Source organism: Bacteroides faecium, from assembly GCF_012113595.1.
GTDB lineage: Bacteria > Bacteroidota > Bacteroidia > Bacteroidales > Bacteroidaceae > Bacteroides > Bacteroides faecium.
The window spans coordinates 420,351-433,063 of record NZ_CP050831.1; the positions used below are offsets into that span (position 1 = coordinate 420,351).

Genomic DNA, 12,713 nt, shown 5'->3' on the forward strand with positions numbered 1-12,713 from the left:
CTCTTCCCTTAGGCATTGTCAAGGGCTCACTATTGTGAACAAACAGGCTAACAGCCGTAGATAAATATATCTACATATGTGAACAAATAAGCTCACAGTTGTGAGCCCTTATACATGATTAGGGGAAAACATAAGAATACCAAAGGATTGACATATAAGATATAAGGAAACGACATATAATATATAAGGGGTTGACGTATGATATATAGGAGAAAAAGGATAAAAACAGCTACTTGAAACCGAAACAAACATAAAATAATAGGCTACACGAAGCAAATAAAGCACAAAAAGCAGTCAACATGGAGTATGTTGACTTATCACAAGAAAATACATATTATACTGATTATAAATGTATTATATATTAAAAGTAAAAATTCAGTATGAGAGTAAAAGTTACTATCAGGGAGATATAAAGTCCTGCTCCCATAGCTGAAACTACGATGAATAAAGGGGTTCAAACGATTTATGAGAGTATGAGGGTAAAATCAAAAAAAACTTTTTATGGGAAATATGATTCAACTTATTTCCGTACAGTTTTACTCAAATTCAACCGCTGATCCATATTATAAAGAAAGAGTAGTCTCTTCCAATAATACAAGCTCCCAACTACGCCATACAATTGTAATCAGTTTCAGTCCACCTTTTGCCTTGGCTCCCGCTACCAATTCGTCTTCACTATAACGAAGTAACTGTTCGCGCGCCTCATCGGCAAGGGTACGTATCTCTTTTTCCGAAGCACCGGCTTTCGCATATTTCACTTCAAGCAGATAGGTAAACGGCGGCATCACGGGAACCGACGGACTAGGCTTGAAGAAGAAATCTGCAAAACCTTTATTCAATTCGTATTCCGGATAGAGTTGATAATAACGGTACATCCCTAAATAAGCAAGCAAAAAACCTTTAATGTGTGCTTCACCCTCAATATATTCACGGATGCGGCTCTGCTCACGTATAGCATCAGCTATAAAATCGAAAAGAGGTTTCCAATCTCCCCGAAAAGCCATATCCTCAAATAGAGCAGCCATCTTGTTCATATCCATCTTAAAGATATTATGTTTGATATATCCTTGAATCAGGAAGTTGAAAAGCTGTTCCCTTACAACTAAATTCGGGACATGCAAGATGGGTCTTCCCACCATATCAACACCTTTAATGGAAAGAAGCCCGAAGTAGAATAACAAAGATTTGAAATTACTGGGATCCGTCATCTCCAATGCAGAAAAATGAGTGACGATATCGGTAGTAATCTCTCCTTGCTCGGCTATTTCCTTTATAACGGAAAAGTTCTCTCCCAATCCGTGGTCAAGCTTTATCAAGTATGTCAGTTTGTTGAAGTCGGTACGGATATTAGGGTCTACAATCTCTTTTGGTTTTTTATGATGAAGAACAAAAGATTTCAGAAAATAAAGTGCCATATCAGAATTGAACATACACTGTTCCAATGTATCTTCACTAAAGCAATAATTGTCATAATTGGGTTTCATCATGGCAATAATTTCATCTACAGATTCTTCAAGAACTCCTTGCTCTTTATAATACGCCAACATTTCACGCAACTCTTTCTCACTAAAGCCAACCAAATCATTGAACCAGGAGTCATTTGTAATGTTCGTTCCGATGTTAAAACCGCTAGTGACATCATCCATCGTTACAGGACTCACGCCAGTGATAAACAATCGCTCAAGAGCAGAGCCGGTTCCTGTAGTAGCGGATTTTATCACGTTGAAGAAGCCGCGGATAAAACCTTCGCCATGCGTTGCTTTCCGATAATAGTCTGTACCGTAAGTTGAAAGAATGGTATTAGTGAAATTATCATATTCATCAATAAGCAAATAAATTCGGATATTTCCTTTACGACTGGCGTAGGTGTTGACTGCCGATAAAAAAGCACCGGGGACTTTTTGGGTATCCTCATCCAAAACATCCCAAATTTCTTTTCCCAACAAATGTTCGTATTTGTATACGAAGTCTTTTATCTTGTTACAACAATGAAGTTTAAACGAGTGCTCTACCTCATTGACATTAGAACTTACTTCAGAAAAATTAAACCGCATGATGAGAAACTTATTATGTAGCCTGGTAGGATGCTGACCTATGTATAAATGCCCGAACAATTCATTAAACTGTTCGACATAACTAATATCGTAATAGGTTTCCAACATAGCCAAAGTCAGACTCTTCCCAAATCGACGGGGACGGATCAGAAACAGATAAGGCGGTTGCATCTCTATTTTTTCAATGAACATTGTCTTATCCACATAATAATAATTCTCTTTCTGAATTCGTCCAAAGTCCGTTATTCCGTATGGTATTTGTTTCATCATATTGCGATTCCTTTCAATATCATCTATCTTCTTATTTCTGCAAACTTTGCTCAATATGCTGCAAACGACGTTCTAAAGCTGCATACTTTTCATCCTTTTCTTTTAAAAGACGTTCATAGAGTTCGGTGATTTTGTCGATAGGGTTAAAGTTGTTTACTCTATTGTCCTCACCAACTTCATCAACGAATCCAATATTAGCATTCGTCCCTGCATTACCATTATTTGTAATATTCTCAAACACCACCGTCTGCGCATCCTCCTCTAAAGTCTTAAGATAATCGAAAGGCACATTCAATGCCCGTGCAAAACGCTGCAACATTTCATCATCAATCACTCTCATCTTCTCATATTTAGAGACAGCAGGTTGTGAAAGGTGTACCAATTCACTTAAACCTTCCTGGTTCATATTCTTTTCAATACGGGTACGACGTATATTGCGTCCGTGATGGACTCTCCCAATAGTCAATTCTTCTGTTTCCATTCTTGATTTCTTCTTTTTAAAATCCAACAAATATACAAATGAAAAGTTTCGCTCGAAGCAAATATACGAAAAAAACGAATAGATGTGATAATATGGATAAAAGGAATATTACTACCGGTCAAAAGTAATAAAATGAATACTTCCAAACAGCCTGATTATAGAAAAAAACACGAACTTTGCAGCAAACAACATACAAACAGAAAACCATGGAAAGAATATTAACAAGAAAAGAATATAAGTTCGTAAAAGAATTTATTGAGTTAATCCGAAAACACGGCATTTTGTTTTCCACGAATCAAGAAGGAAAAATCGTAATTATAATCCATGAGAAAGAAGGAGATAACAGACCTGAATTTCTGACACCTGCCATAGAACTGGGAGATTGTTTCGATGAAACAGAATTGTATGAGATACTAAACCAAACCAATGAACGGATAAAACAGATTGCAGAAGATTATAAATCAGAAGAAATATTCACTCAACATCTAACTAAAAAATAAATCCTCATCCCTAATATATAAATGCCCTAACCAATTTCTTTATCTCAAAGAGGGTTCGCTTTAAATTGTAAAGCGAACCCTCTTCATTTCTGAATTATCTTCAATTAAACCTTATACTTAGAAAGTAAAAGGAATTATTAAAGACCTAATAATTCATCAAACTTCTTTGCTGTTCTGGAGTCCGAAGGACGTGTCATGTTAGCAGAGATAATTTTTCCTTCACGGTCTAACAGGATAAACCGGGGGATACCATTAATAAGATAGGCATCCATAAACGACCTGTCAGTACCCATGTGAAGTTGGATTCCTTTCAGTTCATCTTTCTTTACCATGTTTTCCCATGCTTTCTTGTTTTTATCGCATGACATACTGACAAAGTAAATATACTTGCCCGCATATTTTTCTTCCAGTTCTTTCAATGAAGGAAGTTCTCCGCGGCAAGGGCCACACCATGTAGCCCATACGTCAATGTAGATATACTTGCCTTTCAAATCAGCCATGGAAACGGTTTTACCATCTATATCCGTATAAGAGAAACTAACGGACGGATTACCCGATCTCAGCTTTTCCCATTTGCCACAAAGTGTATTAAACTTTTCTATAGACTGCGCATCTTTCACATGCTTGCGGAACATGGCAATCAGGCTGTCAGCATCGTCCAAGCCGCTATTCTCTACATAGCCATAAACGAATTCATTCATCAGAAATTCTGCAACTTCCGCATCTTTTATTTCAGAATCCACATAATGGACACGTTGTTCAATCACTTTTGAATCGTTTGTTTTTCCTTCGAGGCTCAAAGCTGTAACAGCACCGGGCAGGTATGCTTTGTATTCTCTCAGAGCCAACAGTTTGGCGTCAATCGGGGTTAGTGCTTTCAGCTTTTTATAGAATGTTTCCGAAGGAGTGTAGTCTTCATCCTTTCCGTAATAAGAATGATAAGAAGCATACAATGGAAGATAATAGTAAGTGTAATACTGCAAACGTACCTTCTCAAGTGCGGTAAAGCCGGCAGGTAGCTGTGCGGACTCCAACACCTGGCAATTAGCCGCATACAGGCTATCCCCCCTGTGCAAGATGGCATCTTCCTGCATTTTCATATCGGGCATGCCTAACGAATTGAGTTGTCCGCTTCCCAAGTAAGTGTTGATAGCTGCCCCTTCTCCTGCGAAGGTGACATTCTTCCACATATCATCGCTGTTGAACGAGAGAGTAAGATCCTGTTTAGGGTCCAGATAAAGGGTGCGGCGTCCGCGAGTATATTGCATGGTTACATATTGCGGCGCGAAGTCTGTGATTTCGATGCTTCCGTTTCCGGCTGCATCTATCGCAATTTCCTTTTGTTCATTACTTTGGGCAAAGGTTAATACCACCTTAGCTGTTTCATTGGGATTGGTTATCTTGAAAGTTAGTTTGGCGGCTTCTGCCGTCGTGAAGGCACTCAGCGCTAAGCCGAGTACCATCATTGATGTTATTTTGTACATATTATTTCTGTCTATTAACGTTCATACTGAGGAATGTCCGGATTATATTCCAATACATTTTGGGGAACAGGCATAATATAACGCGGGTCATTCGCCGGAAGTTCCCATGTCTCATTTCCCACTTTATGGACAATCGTTTTTGCAAATTGAGGCTCTTTGTTCAGACGCCGCAAATCCACATATCGCATATATCCTATCATTGCGAACTCACAACGACGTTCGTCAAGTACTAATTGCAATGCTTTTTGTTTATCTGTATAGTCCGCAGCATTATATGCAATATGATTTTTGATACGGGATGCACGCAAAGTATTCAAGTAGCCGATAGCTTTGGAAGTAGATCCCACGCGCGCTTCACATTCTGCCGCAGTCAGGAGCATTTCAGGAATGGAAGTCCCTGCATTGATTTGTATCCATGCTGTATAAACGGTATATCCTTTGAAGTATTCCATACCCGCTCCCCGATTCATGCAGTCGGAACGGAAAAATAAATCCTCACGCAAATCCACTTCGCCTGCCTCTGTATCTGTGTTTTTGGCAAAAGCCTGACGGAGGTCTTCGCTTTCAGCTACGCTATTAAAGGTGTGGTTCCTAACATAACGGGTATAAAGCTGTTCCGGGCTTGGGAAACCATATTGTCCATCAGGGAACTGTGTCTCGTTTTCGTCATCCGTTACGATATTTCTCCATTGAGTTCCGTCAATCTTCTTATAGTTCTTATATTCGATTAACTGAATATTCTGCGGATCAGAAAGTATCATATTGGCATATTTCAAAGCCTCACTATAATTGCCCATGTACAGATACATACGGGACAACACTGAATAACAAGCATTTTTTGTAGGATAGAAAGGGAACGATCTTTTGTCAGCCAAACTTGCGGAAGCTGTTTCCAAATCTTCTTTTATCTGTTCATAAACTTCGGCAACTGTATGACGCTTATACTTACCACCCCCTACTTCTTCACTCAACACCAAAGGTACGCCATAATCCGTAGCTGCGGTAGAAGCATCATAATGTTTTCCATAGACATTAATCAGACATAAGTATTCGAATGCACGACCTACCAATGCCTCAGCTTGCAAACGGCGCTTGTTGGCATCACTACCGCCTGTGGAGCTTAATACATTATTTATAATAGCATTGTAGTTGAAAATGTTGGAATACGCATCTTCCCAGATAGCATCACTGTTTCCGGGTGTATACACCTGTCCCGGCTGGAACGAGAAGATATTCCTTTCATGGTCTTTTTTACCAATATATTCGAACCACTCAACTGTCGTTTCACCTTTTTCCACCATCATAGGGTCGTCAGTGAAATAAACAAGATAAGGATCCAGGACATTGAACAAAGATTGATTAGCCATTAACTTTTCGTAATCAGCATAAGTCTCGGGGATAGTATAACCTTTCGGTTTATTGCCCAACCAGTCATCGCAGGAAGCTAAAGATATGATAGCACAAGCAATAGCAATATATTTTGTTATTTTCATATTATTCTTACTATTCAAATTTTGTTTTTAAAAATTAGCTGATAGCCCGATTGTGTAAGTTGCAGGAATGTGCTGTCCTCTGGACGGCGAAAGGCTTGTTCCTGACCATACTTCCGGATCTAAATTCTTGTCATTGGCAGCCCAATACCACAAATTCTGAATTTGCAGGTTTACGCGAAGGTTCTGTATAAAGAATTTCTTGATCCATACTTTGGGGAATGTATATCCTATAGAAAGGTCGCGCAGCTTAATATAATCTCCCTTTTGGATATGCTTATCCGCCGCACTCCACAGGTATTGTACCAGGCCTGAACGGCTGTGTTTATACAGGAAGGCAGGAGCCATGTTCGGATCATTCTCATCACCCGGCTGTCTCCAGAAGTTAAGACGGTCACGGTCTATCGCACTGGTAGAGTTCATCACAGGATACATTGTGAACATACTGCTTGCTGCAACATCTCTATATTTATGACCGCCATAGAATATGAACATGAAATCCAAATCAAATCCCTTGTAAGTAATCCGGTTTGATAAAGAAGCGGAATAAGGTGGAGTGGTAGTTCCTGCATATTCCAAGTCCTCCGGCTTTAACAAAGCGTAACTATTGACAATGGTTCCGTCGGCTTTATAAGCCTGCGGCAAACCTTCCTTATCCAAACCTGCATAACGTACTACAAATATAGAATTCATAGGATAACCTTCACGATTCTGCAAAGAACCGAAATAACTCTGAGCTGAAGTTCCCGAATTTTCTATTTGAGTCAGTTTGTTCTTATTATAACTGAAGATGAAATCAGAAGACCAACTGAAGCTATGTGTACGAATATTTTCGCTATGCAAAGTAACTTCCACACCGCGATTATACATCTGACCGTAATTCAACTGCAAAGAGCTCCAACCGGAAGTCGGGTCGGTTTTCCGTTGCCCCAACAAATCTACTGTCTTTTTATTATAGAACTCGATTGTTCCGCTCAAACGGTTATTCAGAAGATTGAAATCAACGCCGAGGTTAAATACTCCTGTCTTTTCCCAACGCAAAGTCGGATTGGGGGGAGTAGAGATGTACGAGTAATATTCATTCGTGTAGGAGTTGGGACGCGAATTAGTTGTAGCTATCATATACGGGCCGCTGTCTTTGGCAATATTACCATTGATACCATACGTTCCACGTACAGCCAGACGATCAATCCACTGCCAGTTTTCTAAAGCTACATAATGCAATCCGGCTGACCACAACGGACGATATTGGTATTTGGGGTCTGTACCGAACAAGTTTGACTGGTCAATACGAACACTACCGGTGGCAGACAAACGATGGTCTAACGAATAAGACGCATTACCATAGAATGAGACATAGCGGTCATCGGTATCAGAAAACGCGTCATAAGGTCCTCTGAAATAATAACTGCCGGATAAATCCTGTGTTCCGCTGATACCCGTCCCAAGCTGTAATTCATTAAATGATTTCCATGTTAAGCTTTGCGGGTCATAGCCCCATTTGGTATAATATGAACTTTGTGTCTTTACCTGCCTTCTCTCAGCACCAACCAGCACTTGCACATCGTGTCTGCCAAATTCCTTATTAAAATCCGCTTGTACACGGAATGTATATGACTTATTCTTATTCCAAGTCTCACTTAGACGCCCACCTACCGGAATATGATTGGTTACATTTCCGCCTTTAATGACAGTCGCACTATTTATTGCAGACTTCATTGTGTATGAATTTACATCATAATACTGACTATTATAAATAGAAGTATTTTCATTTTGGTAGTATATCGATAAATTCAATTCAGGCATAATCTTGAATTTGGCACTAACATTCAAATTCTGATATTTTTTTTCATTGTTATAGTGTGCCTTGTCTATCTCATCCAACGGACGGTAAGTTTCATCAAACAACCCTTTAGCGACTAATTCGTCAATAGATGCCTGTGTACGGCTCATAGTCCATACGGCAGGAGTACCATCTTCATTGCGAAGCATACGGTAGGGTTTTGAATACAAATTACTAAATCCTTGAAAGCCATTATCGTAATCTGCTTTATAGTTGCTATTGATAATACCTACATTAACCTGCAACCATTTAAAGAAATCAAACTGGTTCTTTAAGTTAAAGCCGATACGTTGGTTGGATTGCTCTTTTTCGTAAGGAAGATTTTCCTGATAGTTTGCCGATAAAGCATATTTATAAATATCAGAACCGCCACTGAATGATATGTTATGCTGGTGTGTAATCTCAGCTTTGCGCAGAAGTTCGTCCTTAATCTGTGAATAACTATCACGATTGCGATATACATCGAGCTGTGACTGCAACTCCGCATCAGTAGCTATTTCACCCGCTTCGCGCTTATACATCAACAAATAAATTTCATTCGTAGAACGTGCATCAGTAGGCTGATATGGATTATGATAATATCCAAAAAGTTCTTGCATCAAGTCAACCAGTTCACCGCTTGAGGTCAGGTTCATATAGCTATGTGAAGGCAGCGGTGTAAACTTGACGCTACCATTATAACTGACACGGGTTTTACCTTTTTCACCGGAACGGGTAGTGATTACAATAACACCGTTAGCCGAACGGGCTCCGTAGATAGAAGCTGCCGTAGCATCTTTCAACACTGTCACATTAACAATATCGGCAGGGTTAATAGCGTCCAACTCTCCTTCATAAGGAATGCCATCTACTACATACAGCGGTGCCCGTTTGCCTGTAACCAAGGTTGATACTCCACGTATAGAAGGCGCAAGATTCTTATCCGATGTCACTCTCAGGTCCAACCCCGCAACCTTTCCTTCCATCCTGTCGAGGATATTGGTCTGGAGTTTTCCTTCCATATCTTTCGGTGTCATGATAGCATAAGAACCTGTCGCGCGTTCTTTCGAGATTGTCTGATAACCGGTCACTACCACTTCGTCCAACAATTGGCTTGCTGGTTTTAAATCAACTATATAATTAGACTTGTCCTGAGTGATTTTCAACTCGGCGTTGGTATATCCCACAAAAGACACCACCAACGTGTTCCCCGCCTCAACATTCAGTGAGAATTGTCCGTCTATATTAGTGACCGTACCATTATTAGTGCCTCTCACTATAATACTGGCTCCGGGAACTACATCTCCGTTCTCATCTTTCACCACACCAGTAATCCTTACTTTCTTCTGGCTCACTTCCATTGTCGTATCGTTATGTTTCATCTGCTCGGCATAAGCAGAAGAAACCGGATAAAACGACATAGCACTTAAAGCGAGTAAGCCATATATACTACTTCGCTTCGTAATGTTTGCTACTTTCATATTCTAGCAATTAATTAAATATGTTTATGTTATTTTCGTTTGGGCTTTGCTTTCAATGCATCCGGACGCATGTTATAAACTGTCTTGCCGTGTGTCGGTGAAGCAATGATATAAGCCGGAACCGCTTGCTTGTCATTCATCCTACGAACCACCATCTCCAAAGCAGACGCATATTCCTGGTGAATATAAGCATCATCCCTGTCTTTCTGATTATAAGCGATATATCTCAAATAGTCTACACATTTGTAAAACCATGCATCAGGCAGTTCGTCTACCTTATAGCTTAAACGTGCAATAAATTTCAGCCGGGAGATAAGTTCCTGCTGGTCGACATTTGGATCTGCAATCATTGCGTCAATCTGAGTTGCGGCAGCATCATAGTTCTTTGCGTTAACGCTGTTGTTGATACGAATCATTTTACAATTGAAGTCTTTTCCTTCGTAATCACATAAAGCTTCAATAGCAGCCAGATCACCGTAGGTTGTTTCTTTTGCCAACTTTGCATCCACCGCTTTTTTTCCGAAACGTTGGCAGAAGTCCGCATAATTGTCCGACACTTGTTTCAGATAAGGGGTCATGCCTGAGATATTGTTCACATAGACTGCCCAAATATCGGGGTCTGTCAACTTGGCGCCGCCTTTCAACAATTCTTCAAATGCTTTCTGAACATTATCACGCGCATAAACGGAGTGATTGTAATTGATGTAATTGATTAAAAACGCACGTTCTCTGTTACCGTTCGCATATTGTTCCTGTAAATAGAAAGAACGTTGTGCAGGTATCGTGGCATCTTTTCCTGTCTGAATGAACTGCTCGGCCGACTGACGGCTGCTGCTTCTATGAACAATCTCTTCAGTGGCAGGGTCAATGAACGCATAAGTAGGATAGCTGCGTACTCCGTATTTCTTTGCCAGCGTAACTCCTTCGCCTTCTTCCGCATCTATTTTCAGATTGACGAACGTATTATTGTAATAATACCCTACTGTCGGCAAAGAAAAGACAGTCTGCGCCATATTCATACAAGGTCCACACCATTGAGTGTAGAAATCTATGAATATAAGTTTATTCTCTGCTTTTGCTTTAGTTACGGCTTCCGTCCATGTGACACCGTGTAGAAAGTTAATACCTGCGCTCTGCGCACTTAAGGAAATTGCACAAATACATGCAATTAAAATAGACAAATTTCTCTTCATGCTTTATTATTTGGTTAAGAATTTGATTGTGTGCTTAGTTTATAAATTGCTCTTTTACCTTAAAACTATTAATAAATCGGCGCAAATCTAATCATTTTACTATTACTATTGAAATATAATACACATTAAAAATATAAAAGGATAAAAAAGTAGCCATATCCACTGCTTACCCTGAATATTACAAACAAAAAAGGGAGCGAAGCCCCCTCGACTTCACTCCCCCCCGCAATCTTTCTCCTCTCATTTCCTAATACACGGAGAAAACACGTTTGGATCAAAAAAGTTATACCTATAATTATAAACTACTCATCTGCTTCTAAAATCTATTCTGACCGGCATCCCACCAAAGACGGGTTCCGCCATTATCCGTTCCGCCAAGGGCAGCTTTCAAGAATCCGTATTGTGCAGGATCCTTGTCGGCATCATCTGTAGAAAATGGCAAACGACGAATCATAATGTCCGTATCAATTGTTCCGCCACTATTATTTGTCTGCACTTTAAACAGTTTCGGATAACCGGTACGACGCTGTTCCGACCAAGCTTCATAACTTTCAGGGAAACAGGCCAGCCACTTTTGAGTAATGATGCGTTCCAACTGTATTTCAGGAGTTACTCCATCATCCCACTTCGGAGTAATGGTAATAAGTGCATCCATATCTTTGCCACCGCTGGCAGGAACATAATCTTTATACCCTACCGGCTCTTTGTCACTTGCCAGATAGTCATTGACTCCATCAACCTTCCATTGAGTAAACGAAGTTTTTACACCTGTCTCATAACAATCCTTCACATTTTCAGTTGTAAATCCACGCAAAGCCGCTTCCGCCCTCAAAAACCAGATTTCTGCCGCCGTCATCAGAATAGCAGGAGTTGTCTCTCCACTGATTGCATTGAAAGCCGAATAACCACTGTAATAACTTGGATCACCTTCCCTCATCAATACTCCTTGCGGAATACCAATCCATTTGTCGGTATGACCTGCCAAAGTCGCCTTATTAAACCATTTCTCACGGCGAGGGTCCTCATAGCCATTCAACAAGGATGCCATGCTTGCCCCCATATAAACTTCTCCCCATCCAGCTACGCCATACAAAGGATTAGTATATCCGCGACCTGACACTTGGATAATATCCTGAGAGTTTTCCAATACACCATAAGGGTTCTCGAGTGCTTTCTTAGCTTGAGCCGTCGCCGTAGTCTTGTCGACATTGGATATACGGATAGCAAGACGGAGACGCAATGAATTAGCAAATTTAATCCATCCCTTGATACCTTTGGCGTTCATCATATCATGAGCATTGAAAATCGCATCGTTTCCGCCATCTTTCAAATAATTATCAAGTGCCTCAATTCCAGCATCCAAATCTTTGAAAAAGGCCATATAAGCTTCTTGCTGCGTATCCACCGCATTAGCTTCACCGTTACCAAATTTACTGTACACAATAGGCCCATATGTATCTGCGATACGATGCATCAACTCCACCTTCAATATTTTACCTATACCATAATATTGGATGGCTTCTTCCACATCTTTTGTACTAAGTTCTGCCTTATATATAGCCGGGAATATATATTGATAAGTATAATTCCAAGCAGCATTAGACCAGCCGGTATTGATATTATAGACAGAATTCTTATCATTAAACTTCGCTGTAGGATCATGGAAATATCCGGAAAACATATCATGCTGCAACGACTGCGTCAACTGCCACGGCCAGTTCAAACCGTCTCCCCAATTATATTGGAAATAAATTCCCGATTGCACAACCTCAAGCGGCATTGTGTATTTCTGGCGGTCATAGGATTGCGCTTCTTCATTAAATGCACCTTTCAGTTCATTATCGGATTCGAAATTACCGGTACATCCTGAGAAACTGAACAATCCCCCTATTAGTAATGCTAGTATATATTTATATCTTTTCATAATACTCAATAATT

The 12,713-nt window shown here is 40.1% G+C and carries 8 protein-coding genes; 1 reads left to right on the forward strand and 7 read right to left on the reverse strand.

The window, feature by feature from the left end; genetic code table 11:
- Window positions 1-563: 563 nt before the first annotated feature.
- Together BacF7301_RS01705 and BacF7301_RS01710 are read right to left on the reverse strand one after the other, a co-directional pair.
- Window positions 564-2,324: an ATP-binding protein gene (locus tag BacF7301_RS01705; RefSeq protein WP_167959688.1), complete on the reverse strand. Its 1,761-nt coding sequence runs from the start codon at window positions 2,322-2,324 to the stop codon at window positions 564-566.
- Window positions 2,325-2,355: 31 nt separating this feature from the next.
- Complete coding sequence (locus BacF7301_RS01710) at window positions 2,356-2,805, reverse strand: helix-turn-helix domain-containing protein (RefSeq protein ID WP_022139446.1); 450 nt, start codon at window positions 2,803-2,805, stop codon at window positions 2,356-2,358.
- A gap of 206 nt (window positions 2,806-3,011) precedes the next feature.
- Here BacF7301_RS01710 and BacF7301_RS01715 point away from each other — a divergent pair, with 206 nt between their 5' ends.
- Complete coding sequence (locus tag BacF7301_RS01715) at window positions 3,012-3,305, forward strand: hypothetical protein (protein WP_167959689.1); 294 nt, start codon at window positions 3,012-3,014, stop codon at window positions 3,303-3,305.
- Window positions 3,306-3,442: 137 nt separating this feature from the next.
- On the opposite strand, the gene BacF7301_RS01720 is transcribed toward BacF7301_RS01715, so the two are convergent.
- From BacF7301_RS01720 to BacF7301_RS01740, 5 genes are all read right to left on the reverse strand, one after another.
- Window positions 3,443-4,789: a TlpA family protein disulfide reductase gene (locus BacF7301_RS01720; protein ID WP_167959690.1), complete on the reverse strand. Its 1,347-nt coding sequence runs from the start codon at window positions 4,787-4,789 to the stop codon at window positions 3,443-3,445.
- A 14-nt stretch (window positions 4,790-4,803) separates the two neighbouring features.
- Window positions 4,804-6,282, reverse strand: coding sequence for a RagB/SusD family nutrient uptake outer membrane protein (locus tag BacF7301_RS01725; protein ID WP_167959691.1), 1,479 nt, complete (start codon window positions 6,280-6,282; stop codon window positions 4,804-4,806).
- Between the two features lie 27 nt (window positions 6,283-6,309).
- Window positions 6,310-9,582, reverse strand: coding sequence for a SusC/RagA family TonB-linked outer membrane protein (locus BacF7301_RS01730; RefSeq protein WP_167959692.1), 3,273 nt, complete (start codon window positions 9,580-9,582; stop codon window positions 6,310-6,312).
- A 29-nt stretch (window positions 9,583-9,611) separates the two neighbouring features.
- Window positions 9,612-10,775, reverse strand: coding sequence for a thioredoxin family protein (locus BacF7301_RS01735; RefSeq protein WP_167959693.1), 1,164 nt, complete (start codon window positions 10,773-10,775; stop codon window positions 9,612-9,614).
- A 316-nt stretch (window positions 10,776-11,091) separates the two neighbouring features.
- Window positions 11,092-12,699: a SusD/RagB family nutrient-binding outer membrane lipoprotein gene (locus BacF7301_RS01740; protein WP_167959694.1), complete on the reverse strand. Its 1,608-nt coding sequence runs from the start codon at window positions 12,697-12,699 to the stop codon at window positions 11,092-11,094.
- Window positions 12,700-12,713: the final 14 nt, after the last annotated feature.